The sequence below is a fragment of the Pseudomonas sp. D3-27 genome (assembly GCF_051132165.1).
Lineage (GTDB): Bacteria > Pseudomonadota > Gammaproteobacteria > Pseudomonadales > Pseudomonadaceae > Aquipseudomonas.
The window spans coordinates 3,808,482-3,833,473 of record NZ_CP071667.1 but is presented as its reverse complement, the minus strand read 5'-3'; the positions used below and the strand labels follow the sequence as shown (position 1 = coordinate 3,833,473).

At 59.4% G+C, this 24,992-nt stretch carries 18 protein-coding genes, 2 tRNA genes and 3 rRNA genes (1 of these 23 only partly in view); 12 read left to right on the top strand and 11 right to left on the bottom strand.

Going from position 1 to position 24,992, the window contains the following annotated elements:
- The first annotated feature begins 50 nt into the window (after nt 1-50).
- Nucleotides 51-620, top strand: coding sequence for a TetR/AcrR family transcriptional regulator (locus J3P92_RS17260; protein WP_420767266.1), 570 nt, complete (start codon nt 51-53; stop codon nt 618-620).
- 8 nt (nt 621-628) lie between these two features.
- On the opposite strand, the gene J3P92_RS17255 is transcribed toward J3P92_RS17260, so the two are convergent.
- On the bottom strand, nt 629-910 hold the full coding sequence (locus J3P92_RS17255; protein ID WP_420767267.1) for a hypothetical protein: 282 nt from the start codon (nt 908-910) through the stop codon (nt 629-631).
- A 165-nt stretch (nt 911-1,075) separates the two neighbouring features.
- Complete coding sequence (rhtA, locus tag J3P92_RS17250) at nt 1,076-1,963, bottom strand: threonine/homoserine exporter RhtA (RefSeq protein ID WP_420767268.1); 888 nt, start codon at nt 1,961-1,963, stop codon at nt 1,076-1,078.
- 681 nt (nt 1,964-2,644) lie between these two features.
- On the opposite strand from rhtA, the gene J3P92_RS17245 reads away from it, so the two are divergent.
- The 5 genes from J3P92_RS17245 (at nt 2,645) to rrf (ending at nt 7,872) form a co-directional block, all read left to right on the top strand.
- Nucleotides 2,645-4,183 (top strand): 16S ribosomal RNA (locus tag J3P92_RS17245).
- Between the two features lie 123 nt (nt 4,184-4,306).
- Nucleotides 4,307-4,383: transfer RNA gene (locus tag J3P92_RS17240), tRNA-Ile, on the top strand.
- 10 nt (nt 4,384-4,393) lie between these two features.
- A tRNA-Ala gene (locus J3P92_RS17235) sits at nt 4,394-4,469 on the top strand.
- 241 nt (nt 4,470-4,710) lie between these two features.
- A 23S ribosomal RNA gene (locus tag J3P92_RS17230) occupies nt 4,711-7,602 on the top strand.
- 154 nt (nt 7,603-7,756) lie between these two features.
- Nucleotides 7,757-7,872, top strand: a 5S ribosomal RNA gene (gene rrf / locus J3P92_RS17225).
- Together the 16S, 23S and 5S rRNA genes with 2 tRNA genes alongside form the textbook arrangement of a ribosomal RNA operon.
- Nucleotides 7,873-7,968: 96 nt before the next feature.
- Here rrf and J3P92_RS17220 read toward each other — a convergent pair.
- Complete coding sequence (locus J3P92_RS17220) at nt 7,969-8,370, bottom strand: lysozyme inhibitor LprI family protein (RefSeq protein ID WP_434648466.1); 402 nt, start codon at nt 8,368-8,370, stop codon at nt 7,969-7,971.
- A gap of 120 nt (nt 8,371-8,490) precedes the next feature.
- On the opposite strand from J3P92_RS17220, the gene J3P92_RS17215 reads away from it, so the two are divergent.
- Nucleotides 8,491-8,949 (top strand): SRPBCC family protein, encoded by a 459-nt coding sequence (locus J3P92_RS17215; protein ID WP_434559904.1) that lies wholly within the window; start codon nt 8,491-8,493, stop codon nt 8,947-8,949.
- 302 nt (nt 8,950-9,251) lie between these two features.
- Here the strand turns inward: J3P92_RS17215 and J3P92_RS17210 are convergent, their stop codons facing one another.
- Nucleotides 9,252-10,199, bottom strand: coding sequence for an AraC family transcriptional regulator N-terminal domain-containing protein (locus tag J3P92_RS17210; protein ID WP_434606980.1), 948 nt, complete (start codon nt 10,197-10,199; stop codon nt 9,252-9,254).
- A gap of 198 nt (nt 10,200-10,397) precedes the next feature.
- On the opposite strand from J3P92_RS17210, the gene J3P92_RS17205 reads away from it, so the two are divergent.
- Complete coding sequence (locus tag J3P92_RS17205; RefSeq protein ID WP_420767864.1) at nt 10,398-11,135, top strand: SDR family oxidoreductase; 738 nt, start codon at nt 10,398-10,400, stop codon at nt 11,133-11,135.
- Between the two features lie 62 nt (nt 11,136-11,197).
- On the opposite strand, the gene inhA is transcribed toward J3P92_RS17205, so the two are convergent.
- Nucleotides 11,198-11,884, bottom strand: coding sequence for an isonitrile hydratase (inhA, locus tag J3P92_RS17200; RefSeq protein WP_434606975.1), 687 nt, complete (start codon nt 11,882-11,884; stop codon nt 11,198-11,200).
- A gap of 99 nt (nt 11,885-11,983) precedes the next feature.
- On the opposite strand from inhA, the gene J3P92_RS17195 reads away from it, so the two are divergent.
- Nucleotides 11,984-12,970, top strand: coding sequence for a GlxA family transcriptional regulator (locus tag J3P92_RS17195; protein WP_434648463.1), 987 nt, complete (start codon nt 11,984-11,986; stop codon nt 12,968-12,970).
- On the opposite strand, the gene J3P92_RS17190 is transcribed toward J3P92_RS17195, so the two are convergent.
- The 4 genes from J3P92_RS17190 to J3P92_RS17175 all read right to left on the bottom strand — a co-directional run bounded on the left by J3P92_RS17190 (nt 12,939) and on the right by J3P92_RS17175 (nt 17,139).
- Nucleotides 12,939-13,841 carry an alpha/beta fold hydrolase gene (locus J3P92_RS17190; protein ID WP_434648460.1) on the bottom strand — a complete coding sequence of 301 codons (903 nt, stop codon included), beginning with the start codon at nt 13,839-13,841 and terminating at the stop codon, nt 12,939-12,941. The genes J3P92_RS17195 and J3P92_RS17190 overlap by 32 nt on opposite strands.
- A gap of 28 nt (nt 13,842-13,869) precedes the next feature.
- Nucleotides 13,870-14,247 carry a hypothetical protein gene (locus tag J3P92_RS17185; RefSeq protein ID WP_434559896.1) on the bottom strand — a complete coding sequence of 126 codons (378 nt, stop codon included), beginning with the start codon at nt 14,245-14,247 and terminating at the stop codon, nt 13,870-13,872.
- Nucleotides 14,248-14,522: 275 nt separating this feature from the next.
- Nucleotides 14,523-16,346 carry a glycoside hydrolase family 15 protein gene (locus tag J3P92_RS17180; protein WP_434559894.1) on the bottom strand — a complete coding sequence of 608 codons (1,824 nt, stop codon included), beginning with the start codon at nt 16,344-16,346 and terminating at the stop codon, nt 14,523-14,525.
- Entirely contained in the window at nt 16,339-17,139 is an 801-nt protein-coding gene (locus J3P92_RS17175; protein WP_434606968.1) for an SDR family oxidoreductase, read from the bottom strand. Before J3P92_RS17175 ends, J3P92_RS17180 begins: the two co-directional genes overlap by 8 nt.
- Before the next feature lie 157 nt (nt 17,140-17,296).
- On the opposite strand from J3P92_RS17175, the gene J3P92_RS17170 reads away from it, so the two are divergent.
- Nucleotides 17,297-18,469, top strand: a complete 1,173-nt coding sequence (locus J3P92_RS17170) for an MFS transporter (protein WP_434648458.1) — start codon at nt 17,297-17,299, stop codon at nt 18,467-18,469.
- Nucleotides 18,470-18,519: 50 nt separating this feature from the next.
- Here the strand turns inward: J3P92_RS17170 and J3P92_RS17165 are convergent, their stop codons facing one another.
- Nucleotides 18,520-19,653, bottom strand: a complete 1,134-nt coding sequence (locus tag J3P92_RS17165; RefSeq protein WP_434648455.1) for a cupin-like domain-containing protein — start codon at nt 19,651-19,653, stop codon at nt 18,520-18,522.
- A gap of 82 nt (nt 19,654-19,735) precedes the next feature.
- Nucleotides 19,736-20,506: a trans-aconitate 2-methyltransferase gene (tam, locus tag J3P92_RS17160; protein ID WP_434648452.1), complete on the bottom strand. Its 771-nt coding sequence runs from the start codon at nt 20,504-20,506 to the stop codon at nt 19,736-19,738.
- A 131-nt stretch (nt 20,507-20,637) separates the two neighbouring features.
- Between tam and J3P92_RS17155 the strand changes: the two genes are divergently transcribed.
- Both J3P92_RS17155 and J3P92_RS17150 read left to right on the top strand, forming a co-directional pair.
- Complete coding sequence (locus J3P92_RS17155; RefSeq protein ID WP_434648451.1) at nt 20,638-21,372, top strand: thioesterase II family protein; 735 nt, start codon at nt 20,638-20,640, stop codon at nt 21,370-21,372.
- A gap of 264 nt (nt 21,373-21,636) precedes the next feature.
- A protein-coding gene (locus J3P92_RS17150; RefSeq protein WP_434648448.1) for a non-ribosomal peptide synthase/polyketide synthase crosses the window boundary here: on the top strand, nt 21,637-24,992 show its start. Its footprint extends 8,971 nt past the window's final position; the window shows 3,356 of its 12,327 coding nt (coding positions 1-3,356); it begins with the start codon at nt 21,637-21,639; the stop codon falls past the right edge of the window.

Here is a 24,992-nt window from a genome sequence, read left to right as displayed (position 1 = left end):
GTTATGTTAAGATCCGGCCAACGTCAAGGTGTGCATTCAGAGGCAGGACGATGCGTTATTCAGCCAACCACAAGATGGAAACTCGCGAAAAACTGCTCGCCAGCAGCGCTATCTCCGCTAAGAAATCCGGATTTGCAACGGTGGGCGTTGATGGCCTGATGAAGGCGATCGGGTTGAGCGGCGGCGCGTTCTATAGCCATTTCTCATCCAAGGATGAGCTTTTCAGGGCGATTGTCGAACGAGAGCTGGCCCACAGCCTGGACCGCTTGAGTGGCGATGGGATCATGGACTCAACGAAACTGGAGCGTTGTCTCAAGCAGTACTTGAGCATGAGCCATGTGGAGCAACCGGAGGTGGGGTGTGCCTTGCCCGTGTTGGGGGCAGAGATCGCGCGCTCGGATATTCAGGTACGGGAGGCGGCACAGACTTGGATCTGCCGGTTGCATGAAGGCTGGGCGCGGATAATGGGAAGTGACAGCCTGGCATGGGCGGTCCTGTCACAATGTGTCGGGGCATTGGTGGTGGCACGCATGTTGGCGTCGCCTGAGATTCAGCGCGATGTCCTCAAATCCAGCCGTGAGGAAATCAGTCGTCGAATCGCCGAGCGACCCTTTGACTGATCCGCTGATTATTTGCAGATGACGATCATGCTGCGGCTGGTATACCCGGCGGGGTTGAGCCCGAAGGGATAGTCACCCGGTTCCTCGACGGCATCACCGGATTTGGCGATCACCTTGTAGTTCTTGGGGGCGCATGAATTGGCCGCCGTGGCGGCGCATTGGTCCCAGGATGAAGTCAGACCGGAGCAATTGATGTGAAGGCCCTTTTTACCGCGTTTCATTTCGGTTTTCGATGTCGCCGCGCAGCCCGCAACTGCCAGCACGGCGATCAAGATCAAGATTCGTTTCATTCCCGTCCTTATGCCGTCGTGGATCTTGTGTCTACGTACGGCTGTGTTCGCTTTCGCTTGAAGCGTTCATGACGTCCTGTATAAAAAAATCCATGCCTGGCATTAGGTTACGGGGCTAAACATGGCCTAAATGTGCGGTAAATACCAGAGCTATATAAAAACTGCTCAATCTGCTGCGATGGCGGGCTTTGCGGTATCGCCCATCGTCAGTGTCGCGCCGACTGATGCAAGGACGATGCAGGTGATGGCGGCCCACTGCGCCAGCGACAGGTATTCCTGAAGGAAGATAAATCCTGACAAGGCGCCGATCGCGGGCTCGACGCTCATTAGCGTCCCGAACGTGCGGGCTGGAATCCGGGTCAGGGAAATCATCTCCAGGGTATAAGGCAGGGCTGTGGACAGGATGGCGACCCCGATGGCGACCGGAATCAGACTCGGCGTCAGCAGCGCGGCACCGGCGTGCACAATACCAATAGGGGCGACAAACAGAGCCGCTATCATGACTCCCAATGCTGCGGTCTGAACGCCATTGTCCGCGCCGGCCTTCTGGCCAAACAGAATGTATAGCGCCCAACACACGCCTGCGCCCAGGGCGTAACCGGCACCTACCAAGTCGATGCCGGTGTCAGCTGCCCCGGTAGGTATCAATAGCAGCAATCCGATCACTGCCAAGGCGATCCAAAGGAAATCGATCGCCCGACGCGAGGCGTAGATTGCAACCGCCAGCGGGCCGGTGAATTCCAGTGCCACGGCAATGCCCAGCGGAACGCTACGAAGAGACATATAGAAGAGGAAGTTCATGCCGCCGAGCGCCATCCCGTAGACCATCACCGTGCGCAGGGATTGAGCGGTGAGCTTGGCGCGCCAAGGGCGTAGCAATAACAACATGATGATGCTGGCGAAGATAAGGCGCAGGGTCGTGGTTCCTTGCGCGCCCACTACCGGGAACATGCTTTTGGCAAGAGCCGCGCCAGACTGGATCGAGGCCATCGCGATTATTAGCAAGGCAACCGGGAATAAAGAAGAAACCAGGTTGCGATTGGCTGGAGTCATTACGGGGTGTCATCCAATAAAAGGGCAAGAGAAACGGGTTTGAGCAATATAGTGCGCATTTCAAGCGGCGCAGTCTATAATCAGGCGGGTTTGGACCCGTTCAGCCGGAAAGATAAAGAAAGGAAAAAATAACGGTTGACGGCAAATTCTGGATGTCTATAATTCGCCCCACTTCCGGCGCAGTCGAAACGGAAAACTCCTTGAGTTTCAATGAGTTAACCAAGTTTCGGTAAGTGCTTCGCTTCAGTTCATCGAAGCACGGAAGGAGTGGGTAGGCCGGTTTGTTGGGCGCTATCGACGGTTCGATCTTCTCGGTCGAAAGCGGTAAAAAAGAGGTGTTGACAGCAGCGAGTAACGCTGTAGAATTCGCCTCCCGCTAACGAGAGATCGAAAGCGCAAGTGGTTGAAGTTGTTAAGGATTTCCAAGCGAAACTTTGAAAACTTCTTAAAATAACCGCTTGACAGATACACGGGGCGCTGTAGAATGCGCGCCTCGGTTGAGGCGAAAGGCTCAACCCACCGCTCTTTAACAACTGAATCAAGCAATTCGTGTGGGTGCTTGTGGAGTCAGACTGCTAGTCAACAGATTATCAGCATCACAAGTTACTCCGCGAGAAATCAAAGATGTAACCAACGATTGCTGAGCCAAGTTTAGGGTTTTCTCAAAACCCAAAGATGTTTGAACTGAAGAGTTTGATCATGGCTCAGATTGAACGCTGGCGGCAGGCCTAACACATGCAAGTCGAGCGGCAGCACGGGTACTTGTACCTGGTGGCGAGCGGCGGACGGGTGAGTAATGCCTAGGAATCTGCCTGGTAGTGGGGGATAACGCTCGGAAACGGACGCTAATACCGCATACGTCCTACGGGAGAAAGCAGGGGACCTTCGGGCCTTGCGCTATCAGATGAGCCTAGGTCGGATTAGCTAGTTGGTGAGGTAATGGCTCACCAAGGCGACGATCCGTAACTGGTCTGAGAGGATGATCAGTCACACTGGAACTGAGACACGGTCCAGACTCCTACGGGAGGCAGCAGTGGGGAATATTGGACAATGGGCGAAAGCCTGATCCAGCCATGCCGCGTGTGTGAAGAAGGTCTTCGGATTGTAAAGCACTTTAAGTTGGGAGGAAGGGCATTAACCTAATACGTTAGTGTTTTGACGTTACCGACAGAATAAGCACCGGCTAACTCTGTGCCAGCAGCCGCGGTAATACAGAGGGTGCAAGCGTTAATCGGAATTACTGGGCGTAAAGCGCGCGTAGGTGGTTCGTTAAGTTGGATGTGAAATCCCCGGGCTCAACCTGGGAACTGCATTCAAAACTGTCGAGCTAGAGTATGGTAGAGGGTGGTGGAATTTCCTGTGTAGCGGTGAAATGCGTAGATATAGGAAGGAACACCAGTGGCGAAGGCGACCACCTGGACTGATACTGACACTGAGGTGCGAAAGCGTGGGGAGCAAACAGGATTAGATACCCTGGTAGTCCACGCCGTAAACGATGTCAACTAGCCGTTGGGAGCCTTGAGCTCTTAGTGGCGCAGCTAACGCATTAAGTTGACCGCCTGGGGAGTACGGCCGCAAGGTTAAAACTCAAATGAATTGACGGGGGCCCGCACAAGCGGTGGAGCATGTGGTTTAATTCGAAGCAACGCGAAGAACCTTACCAGGCCTTGACATCCAATGAACTTTCCAGAGATGGATTGGTGCCTTCGGGAGCATTGAGACAGGTGCTGCATGGCTGTCGTCAGCTCGTGTCGTGAGATGTTGGGTTAAGTCCCGTAACGAGCGCAACCCTTGTCCTTAGTTACCAGCACGTTATGGTGGGCACTCTAAGGAGACTGCCGGTGACAAACCGGAGGAAGGTGGGGATGACGTCAAGTCATCATGGCCCTTACGGCCTGGGCTACACACGTGCTACAATGGTCGGTACAGAGGGTTGCCAAGCCGCGAGGTGGAGCTAATCCCACAAAACCGATCGTAGTCCGGATCGCAGTCTGCAACTCGACTGCGTGAAGTCGGAATCGCTAGTAATCGCGAATCAGAATGTCGCGGTGAATACGTTCCCGGGCCTTGTACACACCGCCCGTCACACCATGGGAGTGGGTTGCACCAGAAGTAGCTAGTCTAACCTTCGGGGGGACGGTTACCACGGTGTGATTCATGACTGGGGTGAAGTCGTAACAAGGTAGCCGTAGGGGAACCTGCGGCTGGATCACCTCCTTAATCGACGACAGCAGCGGCTCCATGAGCTCCCACACGAATTGCTTGATTCATTGAAGAAGACGATAGAAGCAGCTTTAAGCTCCAAGCTGATAGCTCACAGCTAACAGTTACAAGCTCGAAATTGGGTCTGTAGCTCAGTTGGTTAGAGCGCACCCCTGATAAGGGTGAGGTCGGCAGTTCGAATCTGCCCAGACCCACCAATTTTGTTATGGGGCCATAGCTCAGCTGGGAGAGCGCCTGCCTTGCACGCAGGAGGTCAGCGGTTCGATCCCGCTTGGCTCCACCATAAACTGCTTCTGAAAGCTTAGAAATGAGCATTTCATCCGCTGGATGATGAATGTTGATTTCTAGTCTTTTGATTAGATCGTTCTTTAAAAATTTGGGTATGTGATAGAAAGATAGACTGAACGTTACTTTCACTGGTAACGGATCAGGCTAAGGTAAAATTTGTGAGTGGCTCTTAGAGTCAGATCGAATTTTCGGCGAATGTCGTCTTCACAGTATAACCAGATTGCTTGGGGTTATATGGTCAAGTGAAGAAGCGCATACGGTGGATGCCTTGGCAGTCAGAGGCGATGAAAGACGTGGTAGCCTGCGAAAAGCTTCGGGGAGTCGGCAAACAGACTGTGATCCGGAGATGTCTGAATGGGGGAACCCAGCCATCATAAGATGGTTATCTTGTACTGAATACATAGGTGCAAGAGGCGAACCAGGGGAACTGAAACATCTAAGTACCCTGAGGAAAAGAAATCAACCGAGATTCCCTTAGTAGTGGCGAGCGAACGGGGACTAGCCCTTAAGCTTCTTTGATTTTAGCGGAACGCTCTGGAAAGTGCGGCCATAGTGGGTGATAGCCCTGTACGCGAAAGGATCTTAGAAGTGAAAGCGAGTAGGACGGAGCACGAGAAACTTTGTCTGAATATGGGGGGACCATCCTCCAAGGCTAAATACTACTGACTGACCGATAGTGAACTAGTACCGTGAGGGAAAGGCGAAAAGAACCCCGGAGAGGGGAGTGAAATAGATCCTGAAACCGTATGCGTACAAGCAGTGGGAGCCCACTTTGTTGGGTGACTGCGTACCTTTTGTATAATGGGTCAGCGACTTATTTTCAGTGGCGAGCTTAACCGAATAGGGGAGGCGTAGCGAAAGCGAGTCTTAATAGGGCGTCTAGTCGCTGGGAATAGACCCGAAACCGGGCGATCTATCCATGGGCAGGTTGAAGGTTAGGTAACACTGACTGGAGGACCGAACCGACTACCGTTGAAAAGTTAGCGGATGACCTGTGGATCGGAGTGAAAGGCTAATCAAGCTCGGAGATAGCTGGTTCTCCTCGAAAGCTATTTAGGTAGCGCCTCATGTATCACTGTAGGGGGTAGAGCACTGTTTCGGCTAGGGGGTCATCCCGACTTACCAAACCGATGCAAACTCCGAATACCTACAAGTGCCGAGCATGGGAGACACACGGCGGGTGCTAACGTCCGTCGTGAAAAGGGAAACAACCCAGACCGTCAGCTAAGGTCCCAAAGTTATGGTTAAGTGGGAAACGATGTGGGAAGGCTTAGACAGCTAGGAGGTTGGCTTAGAAGCAGCCACCCTTTAAAGAAAGCGTAATAGCTCACTAGTCGAGTCGGCCTGCGCGGAAGATGTAACGGGGCTCAAACCATACACCGAAGCTACGGGTATCACGTAAGTGATGCGGTAGAGGAGCGTTCTGTAAGCCTGTGAAGGTGAGTTGAGAAGCTTGCTGGAGGTATCAGAAGTGCGAATGCTGACATGAGTAACGACAATGGGTGTGAAAAACACCCACGCCGAAAGACCAAGGTTTCCTGCGCAACGTTAATCGACGCAGGGTTAGTCGGTCCCTAAGGCGAGGCTGAAAAGCGTAGTCGATGGAAAACAGGTTAATATTCCTGTACTTCTGGTTATTGCGATGGAGGGACGGAGAAGGCTAGGCCAGCTTGGCGTTGGTTGTCCAAGTTTAAGGTGGTAGGCTGAGATCTTAGGTAAATCCGGGATCTCAAGGCCGAGAGCTGATGACGAGTTACCCTTTGGGTGACGAAGTGGTTGATGCCATGCTTCCAAGAAAAGCTTCTAAGCTTCAGGTAACCAGGAACCGTACCCCAAACCGACACAGGTGGTTGGGTAGAGAATACCAAGGCGCTTGAGAGAACTCGGGTGAAGGAACTAGGCAAAATGGCACCGTAACTTCGGGAGAAGGTGCGCCGGTGAGGGTGAAGCACTTGCTGCGTAAGCCCACGCCGGTCGAAGATACCAGGCCGCTGCGACTGTTTATTAAAAACACAGCACTCTGCAAACACGAAAGTGGACGTATAGGGTGTGACGCCTGCCCGGTGCCGGAAGGTTAATTGATGGGGTTAGCTAACGCGAAGCTCTTGATCGAAGCCCCGGTAAACGGCGGCCGTAACTATAACGGTCCTAAGGTAGCGAAATTCCTTGTCGGGTAAGTTCCGACCTGCACGAATGGCGTAACGATGGCGGCGCTGTCTCCACCCGAGACTCAGTGAAATTGAAATCGCTGTGAAGATGCAGTGTATCCGCGGCTAGACGGAAAGACCCCGTGAACCTTTACTATAGCTTTGCACTGGACTTTGAATTTGCTTGTGTAGGATAGGTGGGAGGCTTTGAAGCGTGGACGCCAGTCTGCGTGGAGCCATCCTTGAAATACCACCCTGGCAACTTTGAGGTTCTAACTCAGGTCCGTTATCCGGATCGAGGACAGTGTATGGTGGGTAGTTTGACTGGGGCGGTCTCCTCCTAAAGAGTAACGGAGGAGTACGAAGGTGCGCTCAGACCGGTCGGAAATCGGTCGTAGAGTATAAAGGCAAAAGCGCGCTTGACTGCGAGACAGACACGTCGAGCAGGTACGAAAGTAGGTCTTAGTGATCCGGTGGTTCTGTATGGAAGGGCCATCGCTCAACGGATAAAAGGTACTCCGGGGATAACAGGCTGATACCGCCCAAGAGTTCATATCGACGGCGGTGTTTGGCACCTCGATGTCGGCTCATCACATCCTGGGGCTGAAGCCGGTCCCAAGGGTATGGCTGTTCGCCATTTAAAGTGGTACGCGAGCTGGGTTTAGAACGTCGTGAGACAGTTCGGTCCCTATCTGCCGTGGACGTTTGAGATTTGAGAGGGGCTGCTCCTAGTACGAGAGGACCGGAGTGGACGAACCTCTGGTGTTCCGGTTGTCACGCCAGTGGCATTGCCGGGTAGCTATGTTCGGAAAAGATAACCGCTGAAAGCATCTAAGCGGGAAACTTGCCTCAAGATGAGATCTCACTGGAGCCTTGAGCTCCCTGAAGGGCCGTCGAAGACTACGACGTTGATAGGCAGGGTGTGTAAGCGCTGTGAGGCGTTGAGCTAACCTGTACTAATTGCCCGTGAGGCTTGACCATATAACACCCAAGCAATTTGTAGACTCGAAAGAGGCCAGATTACGGTGTTGTGAAGACGAAACGAACCGAAAGTTCGAGATACTCACAAGCAACACGCTATCACATACCCATTCGCTGGAACGTGACCGCAAGGCACGCGCTGGCTACCGAATTTCTTGACGACCATAGAGCATTGGAACCACCTGATCCCATCCCGAACTCAGAAGTGAAACGATGCATCGCCGATGGTAGTGTGGGGTTTCCCCATGTGAGAGTAGGTCATCGTCAAGATTAAATTCCGAAACCCCTATCTGCTAATGCAGGTAGGGGTTTTGTTTTTGCGCTCGGATAAAAACCGGATGGCTTGTCATCCCTCATTGTCCTCAATCAAGCTTCAGGCACCGGACAGCTCAGGTCCCCTTCTTTGCAGCTGAGATAGGTGTTGAACGCGTCAATCCGCGCCTTGGTCAGCGTCGTGATGCACTCATTGTGGATCATGGGATGGACGCTTCCGCCTTCGACACCGGACGCCGAAAAGCTACATTCAGCGTCACGGAAGTCAATCCAGGCGCGCTGTGCCTTGACCAACAATTGTTTGGCCGCAGCGTTATCCTTCAGGCGCGCTGTGATTTTTTGGTACAAGCGGTTCAACTCTTTATCGGCGGCCCTGTTTTCCTGGGCTGCGCACTGGTTCAACTCGCCCTGGTTCGTGGCGTTTGCGCAATCATCAGCTTGGACGGGGCTGACGAACAGCAGCGGAATAAGGGGCAGCAGCAAGCGTTTGGACATTATCAATCTCTCCTTGACGGGTAAAACTGCCGGAGGGAGTGTACCCAAACAATGCGCTGACACAACTTTCCGGTTGGCCTCGTGGTCTTACAAGCCTAGTGTTGAACAAGGAGGTGACCCATGCATTTACCTGACCGTATTGAAAGAAAGATCTTACTGAAGGCGCCCCGTTCGCAGGTTTGGCGCGCACTGGCCGATGCTGAGACCTTCGGCCAATGGTTTGGTGTGAATCTCGACGGGAAACGATTTGTCGCCGGAGAGCGCACCCAAGGGCAGATTACTTATCCGGGCTACGAACACCTCGTTTGGGATGTGATGGTGGAGCGTGTCGAGCCCGAGCGGGTGTTTTCGTTTCGCTGGCATCCCTACGCTATCGAGCCACAGACGGATTACTCCCAAGAGTCCGAGACTCAGGTGGAGTTCGAACTCGAAGACTTTAAGGGGGGGACGTTGTTGAAAGTGGTGGAGTCGGGATTCAACGGTATTCCTGAAGCGCGTCGACTCAAGGCCTTTCGAATGGATAGTCGGGGTTGGGATGAGCAAATGGCCAACATCGAGGAATTCCTGAGCAAGGCATGATATGGCTTCGGAGCCTTTATCGATCCGATGCCCGATTGACTAAGGGTTTTCGGAAGGGAGGGTATAGCGAATGTCTTACACGGCTTGGTAGTTATATCCTCTATTTCACTTTGGATCCGACGCGTAATCTTTGCTCATCCACTGAAGCACAGGGAGTGCTCAGGATCAGGGATGATCGACCTTGCAAGGATAGCTATCGACAGGGAGTCGTAATGGTCTTGGAAAAACCCGCTTAGGCGGGTTTTTTTTCGTCTGCGAGAAAGATATTCCATAAGGCCTGGCGTCGGGTTTTGCATGCCGGATCAGGCGCTGCTGGCCTGTAATGCCATCGCCCGCAGACGAGCGATGTCCTTGCTCGGCGAGGCGCCGAATAGGCGGCTGTATTCCCGACTGAATTGAGAAGGGCTTTCATAGCCCATCTTGTAGCCAATTGACGAAACGTCGCAGTTCTCGGCCAACAACAATCGTCGGGCTTCCTGCAGGCGCAGCTGTTTCTGATATTGCAGCGGGCTCATGGCGGTCACGGCTTTGAAGCGATGATGCAGCGCCGAAGGGCTGAGATTGATCATTTGCGCCAGACTCTCGATGCTCAATGGCTCGGCATAATGGCTATTGAGCCACTCGATGGCTCGGCTGATGCGGTGGGTCTGGGTGTCAGGAATTGCGATTTCATGCAGGCGCCGGCCTTGGGCACCGCGCAACAGTCGATAGAAAATCTCCTGCTGGGCCAAGGGCGCAAGTGTCGCGATGTCGTCCGGACTGTCGAGCAGCCGCAGCAAACGCAGCATAGCGTCGAGCAGGGGTTCGTCAATTCGGTCCAGGAATAATCCGCGGTCAGTTCTTTCAGCCGGCAAACCGATGGGGTTGGCATCGGCAATCAGCCGACAGATCTGGGCCGGCTCAATGTCCAGGCGAATGCACAGGTACGGTTGCTCTGGACTGGCCACGATCACTTGGCCGGCCAGCGGCAGCGTCACCGAGACCACCAGGTAATTGAGAGGGTCGTAGACATAGCGCTCGTGGGCCAGCGTGACTTCTTTGCGACCCTGCACAATCACACAGAGCCCCGGCTTGTGCACGACGTGCAGGGCTTCTGTGGGTTGGTCGCAGCGGATCAGGTGCAACGCTTCAATAGCCGTGGCGTGGACACCAAATTCCGGTGCGAAGCGCTTCATCAGGTTCGCCAGTTCGGCGCGACGCACGTCTATGCGGTTATCAGGCGTGATGGTGATGGACGTGGATACCGACATGCCGATCAATCTCCCTGGCCAATTGAATGGATCGCGCTAGTAAAGCCGATTGCAACTGCGACGACCAGAGGCGCTATCGTTACAGGATCGTGCAAATGCGCAGGAGAATCCGGCTAACCGAAGCGCAGAACGAATCCCTAATCTGGACCTGTCAAAACGCTCCACCGGGAGCCAACACATCCAGACGAGGGATTCATCATGTCCGATATTCAAAACAAAGTCGTGGTCATTACTGGCGCCAGCAGCGGGATTGGTGAGGCGGCGGCACGCTTGCTGGCTGCCCGGGGGGCTTGCGTCGTATTGGGCGCCCGGCGCGAGGAGCGTTTGCAGGCACTCGTGCAGGAGCTTGAGGCCGCCGGCCAACGGGCTGCTTGCAAAGCCGTGGATGTGAGCCGTCGCGATGACGTGCAGAGCCTGATCGATTTCGCCGTCGAAAAATTCGGCCGACTCGATGTGATCGTCAATAACGCCGGGGTCATGCCCCTCTCCAAACTTGAGGCATTGAAAGTCGATGAGTGGGATCGCATGATCGACGTCAACATCCGCGGGGTGCTCCACGGTATCGCTGCCGGCCTGCCACTGATGCAGCGTCAGCGCAGCGGCCAATTCATCAACATTGCTTCCATCGGTGCCTACGCAGTCAGCCCGACTGCCGCGGTGTACTGCGCCACGAAGTATGCCGTGCGGGCGATTTCCGAAGGCTTGCGTCAGGAAGTCGGTGGGGATGTTCGCGTGACCGTGATTTCCCCCGGCGTCACCGAGTCGGAGTTGGCCGAAAGCATTTCCGATGAAGGCGGACGCGCCGAGATGCGTGAGTTCCGTCGGATCGCCATACCCGCCGAGGCCATCGCCCGGGCGATTGCCTACGCCATCGAACAACCGGCGGACGTCGATGTCAGCGAACTGGTGGTGCGGCCGACGGCAAGCCCTTACTGAGGCGAATCGATCCAGCATCGGCTCCAGCCAGGTAACGCTCGCTTACCTGGCTCAACCTCCCGCTACACCTTTTCCAACCGCGCCGCAGCCCGGTGAGTGATCTGCGAACGTACCCGCAAAGACTCTGCCGAACGCCGGTTGGCTTCTTCCAATACTTTCGTCGGCGCCGTGTCCGGACACCCTGAGGCGAACGGCGGTGCGGGAGCGTATTCGAGTTGCAGCTGGACCAGTTCCGCGGTGTCTCGATCGAACAGCTCCGCCGCCAAGGTCAGGGCAAAATCGATGCCTGCCGTGATGCCGCCCCCGGTGAGCAGGTTACCGTCTCGTACTACGCGGTCCTTGACCGGCGTCGCGCCCAGGGGCTGCAACAAACTGTGGAAGGCCCAGTGGGTGGTGGCGCGCTTGCCACGCAACAATCCGGCCGCACCAAGCACCAGCGAACCTGTGCACACCGAGGTGACATATTTGGCATGGGCCGCCTGGCGTTTGATGAAGGACAGGGTCTGCTCGTCTTCCATCAGTGGACCGACGCCACTGCCGCCGGGGACGCAGATCACGTCGAGCCTCGGGCAGTCCTCAAATGTGGTGGTCGGCAGCAAGACCAGCCCGGTGCTGGAATTGACGGGCGCCAGGTCTTTCCAGATCAGGTGCACTTTTACATCCGGCAACGAGGCCAGTACATCGTATGGGCCGGTGAGGTCCAGTTGCTGGACCTGAGGGAACAACAGAAAACCGATCTGCAACGTCATGTGGCTTGCTCCTTTGGATGATGGCCGAGGGGTAGACGGTTTTACTGTAGGCTCGTAGGATCTGGCTTATTCGCCAATAAGCCCACGAATCACGCCAATATGCCAAATACACCGAAATCCATTCATGTGCTGGCCTTCGCCAATGTGCAGGTGCTCGATGTCACCGGCCCGCTGCAAGTATTTGCATCGGCCAACGATCTTGTCCGTGGGCAGGGTCTGCCGGCGCCGTACGCGCCGACCGTGGTCGCTGCCGGTGGCGGGGCAGTGATGTCGTCGGCGGGGTTGGCGCTGATGGCCGAGCCGCTCCCCAACGACGTCAGCGACACCTTGTTGATCGCGGGCGGTTGGGGCGTGTACGAAGCCGCCGAGGATCCAGCCCTGGTGGCCTGGGTCAAACATCAAGGGATGCGCTCGCGACGGGTCGCGTCAGTGTGTACCGGAGCGTTCCTGTTGGCGGCCAGTGGCTGGCTGGACGGACGACGGGTGGCGACTCACTGGACCCGCTGTGAACAGTTGGCCCAGCAACATCCGCAACTGCGGGTCGAACCCAATCCGATTTTCATCAAGGATGGTCCTGTCTGGACGTCGGCCGGGGTCACAGCCGGGATTGACCTGGCATTGGCGTTGGTCGAAGAGGACTTGGGCCGGGCGATGGCCTTGGAGGTGGCTCGGCATCTGGTGGTTTTCCTCAAGCGCCCCGGCGGGCAATCGCAGTTCAGCGCCACCCTGGCGCTACAAAAGCAGGGCGGTCGCTTCGACAAATTGCACGCCTGGATCGCCGAGAACCTGACGCGGGACCTGGGCCTGTCGAGCCTGGCTGCCGAGGCGGGCATGAGTGAGCGAAGTTTTGTCCGCCATTACCGCGCCGAGACCGGCCAGACCCCGGCCCGCGCCGTGGAACTGATCCGCGTGGAGACCGCTCGCCGTCTGCTTGCCGACAGTGCGGTGCCGGTCAAGCGCGTCGCCCTGCAATGTGGCTTCGGCAGCGAAGAAACCCTGCGCCGCAGCTTTTTGCGAGCCGTGGGCGTGACACCCCAGGCTTATCGGGAGCGGTTCAGTGCCCAAGCAGATCAAGCAAGGCCTTGACCGTGGCCTCGGGTGCTTCCTGAGGAATGTTGTGGCCGACGCCGGGCAGTACGCGGCGTTCATAGAACCCGCTGAAGTGGCCTGTATCTTCATCGTCCTCCGTCGCAGGCCCCACACCGTCATCGCCGCCGCACAGGGAAATACTTGGCACGCTGATGACAGGTTGCTCTGTCAGTTTTTCCTCCATCCACTCGAGCGTCGGATCCCCCGACGCGTACATGAAACGATGGCGATAGGAGTGGATCGTCACTTCGACGAAGTCCGGATTGTCGAATGACGGTGCGCTAAGAGGGTACAGCTCGGCGCCGCGTTTCCAGGTTGGCGACCAGAGGCGCCAGAGCAATCGGCACAATTCACGCCGATTCTGCGTCAGGCCTTCGACGCCCCGGGCGGTGTGGAAGTAATACTGGTACCACAGACGGTATTCATCTTCGGGGCTCAGCGGCTGGGTTGAATGGGGAATGTCCTGCAGATTGTAGCCATCGCCCGTTACCAGGCAACGGGCGCGCTCGGGCCACAAGGCAGCGACGATGCACGCGGCGCGGCCACCCCAGTCATAACCGCACAGCGCGGCTCGGGGAATGTCGAGCGCGTCCATCAGGTCCAGCAGGTCCTGGGCCAGTGCCGCCTGTTGGCCGGAGCGGGCGATGGCGGGATTGTTGAACCGGGTCGGGCCATAGCCGCGCAGGTAGGGCACGATGACCCGATAGCCGCGTTGGGCCAGGACCGGGGCCACCTCGTCGAAGGCGCGCGGGTCGTAGGGGAAACCGTGGAGCAGGATGATTGGCTCGCCGCTGGCGGGTCCATGTTCTTCATAGGCGATGCGCAGCAGTGGCGTCACCGCGAAATTGACCTTGGGCGCAGTTGTCATATCTGCCTCCGGCATCGCTCGATTGTTGTCAGGCGGGCTCCTGGTTCACGTATTTGGCCCGCTCCGGTGTGAACGTCACGATCATGTTCGTGCTGGAGCAGGTCAGGGTTCGTTCCTGGGCCAGGTCGATGTCCAGGTCCTCCCCGCGCAGGCCCTGCCATTGGGCCAGGTACTTGAGACAACCGAATTTGGCGGTTTTCTTCAGACTGCGGCTGACCCCGCCTTTCCAGCCCAGCACCGGCAGTTCACCGTCCCGGCAGCGTTGAGCCAGTTCCGGAAACCTCGCCGCCCGGTCGCGGCCGATTTCCCAGCATTTGATCAAGCCTTTGTCGTGGTCGTCCCAGAGTTCTCCCCGGGTCAGCCCTGTTCGGGGCTCGGTGGTAATGGAGCGTTTGATGTGCGTCATGTCAGGTCCTTGAATCGGGTTTTATCGGGCAGCTCCGCTGCACCCGTGAGTGCATCGATCTTAGGAGAGGGTTGGAGGACTGGCAACCTGCAGCCAGCGAAATGCGTTCAGCTTTGTTGGAATCCAACGTGGCGAGGGAGCTTGCTCCCGCTGGGACGGTCCGACGCTTCGGGCGAAGCGACCCCAAATTTCCGAACTGAAAAGCGGCGTGTGCTACGCAGCCGAGCGGGAGCAAGCTCCCTCGCCACGGAATCGTCATTGGTCATAACCGCAGCTCACGGCTGCCAATGATTTTTCTCCCCGCTCAACTTGCGATCCAAAAAGCTCGCCGCGCTGATCAGCGCCAAATGGCTCAAGGCCTGGGGCAGGTTGCCGAGATGATAACCGTGGCTGTCGAACTCCTCGGCATACAGGCCCAGCGGATTGGCGTAGCGCAGCAGCTGTTCGAATTCCAGTTGGGCTTTTTCCACCCGGCCGGCGCGGGCCAGGCATTCGACGTACCAGAATGAGCAGGCCACGAACGAACCTTCGGTGCCGCTGAGGCCATCAATGGGGTTGTCGTCGGTGCGGTAGCGATAGACCATGCCGTCTCGCACCAGGTCTTTTTCGATGGCGTCCAGCGTCGACAACCAGCGCGGGTCGCGGGCGCTGACGAAGCGCACCAGCGGCATCAGCAGCATCGAGCCGTCCAGGGCGGTGCTGCCCAGGCACTGGACGAAGTGCTGATGTTCGTCGCTCCAGAAGTTCGTCCAGATGTCTTCGTAGATGGCCTGGCGGGTCTCATCCCAACGGGCGAACGGGGCGGGCAGGGAGCGTTTGCTCGCCAGGCGGATGGCGCGGTCCACGGCCACCCAGCACATCAAGCGCGAGTGCAGGAAATGTTGCTTGTCGCCGCGCATTTCCCAGATGCCGACATCCGCGTCCCGCCAGATCGTGCATACCTGATCCACCACATCGACGGTGTGTTTCCAGCCCTGGTGGGAGATGGCTTCGCCGTATTTGTTGACCAGGTACACCGCGTCCATCAGCTCGCCGAAGATGTCCAGCTGCACCTGCTGGTAGGCCAGGTTGCCGATACGCACCGGCTGCGCGTTGCCGTAGCCGCTCAGGTGCGTCAGTTCGGTTTCGGGCAATTCAAGCCGACCGTCCAGGCCATAGAGGATGTTGAGTTTGGTCGGTTGGTCGCGACAATCGCTGACTCGGCCACGCAGCCAGCGCATGTAAGCGTTGGCTTCGTCGACAAAGCCCAGGCGCATGAACGCATAGACGGTGAACGAGGCGTCGCGGATCCAGGTGTAGCGATAATCCCAGTTGCGCTCGCCGCCACGTGATTCCGGCAGGCCGAAGGTGGCGGCGGCGAGGATGGCGCCCTGTTTGCGCGATGTCAGGAGTTTCAGCGCCAGGGCGGAACGGTTGACCATTTCCCGCCAGCGGCCGCGGTAGTTCGATTGGCTGATCCAGCCGCGCCAGAACGCCAGGGTTCGTTCCAGGCAAAGGGCACTGGTATCGTCCACCAGCCGAGGGTCGTCGATGCTGCCCAGCAGGAACTCAGCGGTCTGGCCTTGCTCCAGGGTGAACTCCGTCACTGCCGCCTGGCCGTCCAGCGTCAGGGGCTGGTCGGCGCACAGGCGCAGGCTCGGTTGTTGCGGTGCCTCGAAAATGACGTGATCGCCCTCCTGGCGCGCCGTGGTCGCGGCGCGGGAATAATCATGGCGCACCGCGCAACGCATGCGAAACGTCGCGCTGCCGACGGTCATGCGCACCCGACGCATCAGCACCGGCAGGTCATCCTCGCTGTCGCCGATGGGCAGCAAATCGGTGATTTCCACCACCACGCCGTCGCTCAGCCAGCGGGTCTGCAGGACGTTGGTGTCGGGCAGGTAAATCTGCTGGCGACGGGCGTCCGGCAAGATCGGCGCGAGTTGAAAGATGCCGGCCTCGGGAGTGTCCAACAGCGAGCAGAAGATCGACGGGCTGTCGAATTCCGGCCAGCAGAAAAAATCCACGCTGCCTCGATCGTTGACCAGCGCGGCGGTGCGCATGTCGCCAATGATGCCGTGGTTCTCGATGGGGCTTTGCGGCTCGTCATGATCAACCATTGCCGCGGAACCCCGGATAGAGGCTCATTCCACCGTCGATGAACAGCGTGGTGCCCACGACATAATCGGACAAGTCCGATGCCAGCCAGACCACCGCATTGGCGACATCCTCCACATCGCCGACCCGACCGTAGGGGATGAGCTCGAGGATTTTGTCCTCATTGTCGCCTGCCATGGCCTCCCGATTGATGGCCGTGCGGATGGCGCCAGGGGCGATGCTGTTGATGCGGATGCGCTGGTGGCTGGTTTCCTGGGCCAGGGTCTGCATGAGCTGGTCGATGCCGCCCTTGGATGCCGCATAGTTGACATGACCGGCCCAGGGGATGCGCTGGTGCACCGAGCTCATGTGGATAATCTTGCCGGCGGCCCGGGACACGCCCTGGCGAATGCCCTGGCGGTTGAAGATTCGCAGGGCGGCGCGGGCGCAGAGGAATTGGCCGGTGAGATTGACGTTGATGACGGTGTTCCAGTCGTCCAGGGTCAGGTCCACGGCGGCGGCGTCCTTTTGCAGGCCGGAGTTGGCGACCAGGATGTCCAGCGTGCCGAAGGCGTCGAGGGTCTGGGCGAACAAGCGTTCGACATCCTGCTCCTTCGATACATCGGCGCCGAGGGCGATGGCGCGGCCGCCGCTGTCGTTGATCTCGCGGGCCAGGTCTTCGGCCGGGCCTGCACTGGAATGGTAGTTGAGCACCACGGCGGCACCGGCCGCCGCCAATGCCCGGGCGGAGCCGGCGCCGATGCCAGAGCTGGCGCCAGTGACCAGGGCAACTTGTCGGGCGAGGGAAATCTGCATGGGTAGCACCTTGAACTGAGGGCCTTACTTGCTGACTGGCGCCAGGTGCCGAGAGTTCATTTGCAGGAAACAGTCTTCACATTTCACCCACAGTTTTACGCTTTGCCCGTCCCGGTCGTTTATGGCAAGTTGCAGGCCCTTGTTGAGACCGTGTCCCATGGCAAACCCCTATCGTGAATTATTCACTGCCCCTGGCAGCCGCGGCTTCGTGCTGGCGGGGATGATCGCGCGCATGCCGATATCCATGACCGGCATCGGCGTGATCACCATGCTTTCGCAGCTCAAGGGCGGCTATGGTCTGGCCGGCGCGGTGGCGGCGACGTTTGCCTTGGCGACCGCGTTCTGCGCGCCTCAGGTGTCGCGGCTGGTGGACCGTTTCGGCCAGGGACGGGTCTTGCCGGCGGCGGCGTTGCTGGGGGGCGGGGCGCTGTTGATGCTACTGCTGTGTACGCGATTGCAGGCGCCCCATTGGACGCTGTTCCTGTTCGCTGCCCTGGCCGGTTGCATGCCCAGTATGTCGGCGATGGTCCGAGCGCGCTGGACCGAGGTGTATCGCGGCCAGCCGCAACTGCGCACCGCTTATGCGCTGGAGTCGGTGCTCGACGAGGTCTGTTTTATTGTTGGGCCGCCGCTGTCGGTGGGGTTGTGCGTGGTGGCGTTCCCGGAAGCGGGGCCCCTGGCCTCGGTGCTGCTGCTGGCGATCGGCGTGACCGCGTTTGTGCTGCAACGCGGGACCGAGCCGCCGGTTCATCCGCATCAGCCCCATCATCAGGGCTCGATCATTGGTTCAGTCGACGTGCTTTTGTTGCTCCTACTGATGGTCGCCATGGGCGTCATCGTAGGCGTGGTGGACGTGGTCAGTGTCGCGTTCGCCCAGCAGCAGGGGCAACCGGCGGCGGCGAGCATCGTGCTGTCGGTCTACGCCATCGGCTCGTGCCTGGCCGGGCTGGCGTTCGGCGCGCTGCGCTCCAAGCTGCCTCTGCCGCGGTTGTTCCTGTATGGCGGCGTGGCGACCGCGGTCACCACGCTGCCGCTGTTGTTGGCGAGCAATATCCTCGGATTGTCCCTGGCGGTGTTCGTTGCCGGTTTATTTTTCGCGCCGACGCTGATCGTCGCCATGGCCTTGGTGGAGCGCATCGTGCCGCCAGCCCGGCTGACCGAAGGCCTGACCTGGCTGGTGACTGGCCTGAGCATCGGCGTGGCGATCGGCGCGGCCGGTTCGGGGTGGCTGGTGGATACGTTCGGCGCGCGCAGTGGGTTCTGGCTGGCGATTGCGGCCGGGGCGGTGGTGCTGGGGGCGGCGGTGCAAAGTTATCGCCAGCAGAGGTAAGCGACAGGTTTGCCGTACACATTCCCTCGCCACGAGTGCAAGTTCGACCGCTACCAACCCCGTCCCGAATTCACCCAGAAATTTACTGACAGCGATGTGGACACCGATTCCACTTGATGAAACCAGCCTTCCGGCAAGAACAGCAGGTCACCGGCCTCCAGTGTGGCCCGCAGGAACGTCACGTCCCGGGCGCTGGGGAAACGTGCATAGTCCGGCGCGTCGGGATTGAAGTCGCAGCCGTCCAGCCCGCCTTGGGGCGCGGTCGACCAGGTGCCCAGGGCTTCGCGGTGGTGGGGCGCGGCGAGGGTGAAGGTTTTCTGGCCCCAGACCTGGGCGAACAGGTTATCGGTGTCGTCGCGGTGCAGTGGGGTGAGGGTGCCCTTGGGACCGATCCAGATACGTGGCGGGATGAACAGCGAAGCGTCGAAGTAGGGCGGGTATTTGATCAACTCCATCAACTGCGCCGGCAGAATGTTGTTGCCCATGTACGCCGGCGGCTCGCCGTTGGCGGCCGTGGTCACCGGGTTGTCGAGGGAGGCGATGAAATCGGCCATGGAGGTGGAGCGAAAATCCCGCTCCGTTGAGAAGGTTTTCTTGATGTAGTCGCCGTGGCGGGTGATGCCTTGCAGCTCGGCAAAATGCACCAGGGTTTCTTCCCGGCTGAGCTTGAACAAGGGCCAGTCCTGCAGCGCATCGCTGATGACCACCGGGATGCCATGGGGCAGATAGCGCGCCTTGAATTCCTGGACTGACAACCCGCTGCACGGCCGACGTTCCACGCTATGTTGAGTTGGCAAGCTGGCGGTGAGCTTTTCGCTGAAGCGCGGCGGGGTGGGGTAGCGCTTGTTCATGTCGACCTTTTCCACCGGGCGGCTGCCATGGCGCGCATGGTCGATGATCTGTGGCAGCAACGTCGCCAGGCCCATGTTGCCGCCGATTTTCAGGCGGCCGCTGGCGAACAGTTCCTCGACATTGGCCAGGCCGGCCATGATCCCGAGGAAGTCCTTTTCCGCCACTTCGATGGTGACGTCGGGGCTGGCGTGGCGCCCGGCCTGGGTGCGGCTGGTGGCCTTGACCTCGGACCAGTACGCCTGGTGCGGGCCGAACACGAACTGGAAGACGCCTTCGATACCAACGGCGCCGGCATTGGCGAACAGCTTGCCCAGGATGGTTTGCAGGTCCACGGCGGTCACTCTTGCGGGTTTTCGGTCTAGCAGGTAACGAGGGCCGTGACCGAAAATTTAGCCTGTGCCGCCAATCGCCGCCCTAGCGTGTCGCGACGATGAAGACCCGTGGAAACGGTAGCAGGACCGAACCATCGTCCAGGGTCGGGTAGGCCTGTTCGACAGCCTTGAGGTATTGCGTCAGGTATTGCTCGCGTTGCGTCTCGTCCAACGGTTCGAGAAACGGGCGCAAGCCGCTGCCCTTGAACCATTCCACGATGCCCGAAGCGCCACCGGCCAGTGGATGATGATAGGTGGTGCGCCACACATCGACCCGGCTGCAATGGGGCTTGAGGATCGAATAATAGGTGCTGGCGTCCTCCACCTCGGTCCGAGAATCAGCGGCCCCGGCCAGTTGGCTGGCCCAGGGGCCGTTGGCCGCAATCTCCCGCATCAAGCGGTGGGACGGCTGATGCAGCGTGTCGGGCATCTGGATCGCCAGGCTGCCACCTGGCGCGAGCTTGTCCACCAGTGACGGCAGTAGGGTGGCGTGGTCCGGCAGCCATTGCAGCACAGCGTTGGCGAAGATCACCTCGAAGGGGCCGCTTTCATTCCAGTGGCCGATGTCTGCCGTGTCGAATGTCACGCCGGGCAAGCGCTTGCGGGCGGCTTCGACCATGTCGGCGGAACTGTCCAGGCCACGCACCGTCGCGCCGGGGAAGTGGTCCACCAACAGTTCGGTGGAGTTTCCGGGGCCGCAGCCCAGATCGATCACCTGGCGCGCCTGTACCGGCGGGATCGCCGCCAGCAGATCGCGGGACGGGCGGGTGCGTTCCTGTTCGAAAGCGACATATTGTTGGGCGGACCAGCTCATCGTGTTCTCCTTGGGCAGACCAGAACCATGGGGTTTGCAGTATAAGACGCATCCAGGGGAGAGGCCGGCGACTAATTTTCTACGGCCCGGCCTCGTTATCCTTTTGACTCGAACGATCGGAGAAAACCGCAGTGACCCAACTGACCCTGCTGTGCCTGCCTTATTCCGGCGCCAGCGCAATGGTGTACAGCCTGTGGCGGCGCAAATTGCCGCAATGGCTGCACGTGCAACCAGTGGAGTTGCCGGGACGCGGGGCGCGCTTCGACGAGCCGCTGCACACCGAGATGGGCCCGTTGGCGATGCAACTGGCGCGGGAGCTTTACCCGACGCTCCAGGCGCCGTACGCCTTGTTCGGTCACAGCCTGGGTGCGCTGTTGGCCTGTGAAATCGCCCATGCCCTGCGTGAACTCGGCAGCCCGGAACCGGTGGCGCTGTTTGCATCCGGCACCGCCGCGCCGACGATGCGAGCCGACTACGATCGCGATTTTGCCACGGCAAAGACCGACGCTGAGTTGATCGAGCAACTGCGCACCCTCAACGGCACGAGCGAGGAGATCCTGGCCAATGAAGAACTGATGGCCCTGACCCTGCCGATCCTGCGGGCCGATTTTTTGCTGTGCGGACGTTTTCAGCCGCGGCAGCGACCGTTGCTCAAATGCCCGGTGCACGTGCTCGGCGGCACCGCCGACAAGGCCACCACGGCGCAACTGATGGGCTGGCGCCAGGAAACCACGGGCAGCTTTTCGGTGGACATGCTGGCCGGCGGGCATTTCTTCATCCACGAGCACGAGGCAAAGGTGCTGCGGCTGATCAAGGATCAGTTGAGCGTGCATCATCGGCGGCATGGGTTGGCGATCAGCGCATAACCCGTTAAAGACCCGCTTTCGTGACCTAGGGAGCTTGCTCCCGCTGGGCGGCCGGGCCGCCTCAAAAAGAATGGCGCATTAACCCAGGCAGACCGCATCAGCCGGTTTACGACTGCTGCGCAGCCGAGCGGGAGCAAGCTCCCTCGCCACGGTTTTCTTCCTTCCTGACACTTGTTCCCAATCGCTAATTTTTCCGGTTTGCATTCGTTTCATAGGGACGACATGCCTTTGTGCCTTGTGCCCACTGATCCCGGATACCCAGAAATGAATGCTGAAAACGCCTTGAAACTTGCTCGCCGGTTTATCGGGTTGCCTTTGGACAAGCGCCAGATGTTCCTGGCGGCGCTGGACAAGGAGGGCGTGGATTTCAGCAGCTTTCCCATTCCCCAAGGCGTCGAAGCCGAGGATCGCCAGGCCCTGTCCTATGCCCAGCAGCGCATGTGGTTTCTCTGGCAGTTGGATCCCGAAAGCGGCGCCTACAACCTGCCCGGGGCGGTGCGGCTCAAGGGCGCGTTGAGCCTGTCGTCGCTGGAGCAGGCTTTTGCCAGTTTGGTGGCGCGTCATGAAACCCTGCGCACGGTGTTCCGGCGCCAGGCCGACGACAGCCTCTTGCAAGTGGCGACCGATGCGCCGCTGCTGATCGAGCATCAGGACCTCAGCGGCTTGCCGGCAGGCAATCGCGAGCAAGCGGTGCGCCAGGCTGCGCAAGCACAATCGATGCGGCCCTTCGACCTGTCCAGCGGCCCCTTGCTGCGGGTCGAGTTGCTCAAGCTCGATGCGCAGGAGCACGTACTGCTGTTGACCCTGCACCACATCGTCTCCGATGGCTGGTCGATGAACGTGCTGATCGAAGAGTTCATCCGCTGCTACGACGCCCACGAAGCCGGCGTGCCGCCGCAACTGGCCGATTTGCCGATCCAGTACAGCGACTACGCGCTGTGGCAGCGCCGTTGGCTGGAGGCCGGTGAGCAGGGCCGACAACTGGCGTACTGGCAGGCCCAGTTGGGTGATGAGCATCCGGTGCTGGAATTGCCCACCGACCATTCGCGCCCGGCCATGCCAAGCTATCGCGGCAGCCGTTATGAATTCGCCATCGAGCCGGGGTTGGCGGAGCAACTGCGCAGCACGGCCCAGCAGCAGGGCGTCACGCTGTTCATGCTGCTGCTCGGCGCGTTCAACGTGCTGTTGCATCGCTACAGCGGCCAGTCCGACATCCGCGTGGGCGTGCCGATTGCCAACCGCAACCGCGATGAAATCGAAGGCCTGATCGGTTTCTTCGTCAACACCCAGGTGCTGCGCACCGAATTGGATGGCCAGACCCGGGTCGACGAGTTGCTGCGCCGGGTCAAGGAGACCGCGCTCGGTGCCCAGGCCCACCAGGACCTGCCTTTCGAGCGCCTGGTCGAGGCATTGAAATTGGAGCGCAGCCTCAGCCATACGCCGCTGTTCCAGGTGATGTACAACCATCAGCCCCAAGTGGCGGATGTCACCACGATCCGAACGGCGTCCGGGCTGGAACTGGACATGATCGAGTGGCAGACCCGCACCACCCAATTCGACTTGACCCTGGACACTTACGAAAAAGCAGGCACGTTGCGCGCCGCGCTGACTTATTCCGAGGACCTGTTCGAGGCGCCGACCGTCGCGCGCATGGCGCGGCATTGGCTGCGATTGCTCGCGGCGATGATTGCCGATCCGTCCCGGCGTGTCGGGGAGCTGGCGCTGCTTGATGCCGACGAGCGCGCCACTCTGGTTTATGACTGGAACGCCACGGCCCAACGCTACCCGACCGAACTGTGCATGCATCAGTTGGTCGAAGCCCAGGTGGCGCGCACTCCGCACGCTCAGGCGCTGATGTTTGGCGACCAGAGCCTGACCTATGCCCAGCTCGATGCCCGCACCAACCGTCTGGCCCATCTGCTGCGCGGACGCGGTGTACGAGCGGACAGCTTGGTGGGCATCTGCATCGAGCGTTCGGTTGAGATGGTGCTTGGCCTGCTGGCGATCCACAAGGCCGGCGGCGCCTACGTGCCGCTGGATCCGGAATATCCGCAGGATCGCCTGGCCTACATGATCGAGGACAGCGGCATCGGCTTGCTGCTGACCCAGCGCGCGCTGTCGGCGGAGCTGCCGACCGAGGGGATCGAGGTCATCGCGCTCGACCAACCGGACGGTTGGCTCGACGGTTACAGCGACAGTCGACCCGACGTCGCGGTCGACCCGCTGAACTTGGCTTACGTGATCTACACCTCTGGTTCCACCGGCAAACCCAAGGGCGCGGGCAACAGCCACGCGGCACTGGTCAATCGCTTGTGCTGGATGCAACAGGCGTATCGCCTGGATGGCAGCGACGCGGTGTTGCAGAAAACCCCGTTCAGTTTCGACGTGTCGGTGTGGGAGTTCTTCTGGCCGCTGATGACCGGAGCACGCTTGGTGATTGCCGCGCCCGGTGCCCATCGTGATCCGCGGCAACTGATCGATAGCATCAACCGTCATCGCATCAGCACGCTGCACTTCGTGCCGTCGATGCTGCAGGCCTTCATCCATGAACCTGGCGTGGAATCCTGCGAAAGCTTGAAGCGTATCGTCTGCAGTGGTGAAGCCTTGCCGCTGGATGCGCAGCGGCAGGTCTTCGCCAAACTACCGGTCGCAGCGCTCTACAACCTGTACGGCCCGACCGAAGCGGCCATCGACGTGACCCATTGGACTTGCGTAGATGAGGGCGCCGATTGCGTACCGATCGGCCAGCCCATCGCCAACCTGCGTACCCATGTGCTCGACGCCGATCTGTCGCCGGTTCCGTGGGGCGTGGCGGGCGAGTTGTACCTGGGCGGGGCGGGGCTGGCGCGCAGTTATTACCAGCGTCCGACGCTGACCGCCGAGCGTTTCGTGCCGTGCCCGTTCCATGACGGCGCGCGCCTGTACCGCACCGGCGACCGCGTGCGCCAGCGCGCCGACGGTGTGATCGAGTACCTCGGCCGTCTCGATCATCAGGTCAAGCTGCGCGGCCTGCGCATCGAACTGGGGGAAATCGAAGCCCGTCTCGTGCAACATCCACTGGTGTGCGAGGCCGTGGTACTGGTGCAGGACGGCAAGCATCTGGTGGGCTACCTGGTGCTGGAAAACGGCGACCCGCGCGAGCAGTGGCAACAGGACCTCAAGGCCTGGCTGCTCGCCGGCCTGCCGGAATACATGGTGCCGACCTACCTGATGCCATTGGCCGGCCTGCCCGTGACCGCCAACGGTAAGCTCGATCGCAAGGCCTTGCCACAACCCGACGCCGCGCCCCGGCAAACATTCATCGCCCCGCAAGATGCACTGCAAACCGTCTTGGCTGAAATCTGGCAGAGCGTGCTTGGCGTTGAGCGCGTCGGTCTCGAAGACAACTTCTTCGAACTGGGCGGCGATTCGATCATTTCCATCCAAGTGGTGAGCCGCGCACGACAGGTCGGTGTGCATATTCATCCCCGCGACCTGTTCCAGTACCAGACCGTGCGCAGCCTGGCGCTGGTCGCCCGCCACGACAACCACAGCGCCCTGGACCAAGGTCCGGTCACTGGCGATGCCATGCTCGGGCCGATCCAGCAGCAGTTTTTCGCCCAGGCGATGCAGGCCCGCGA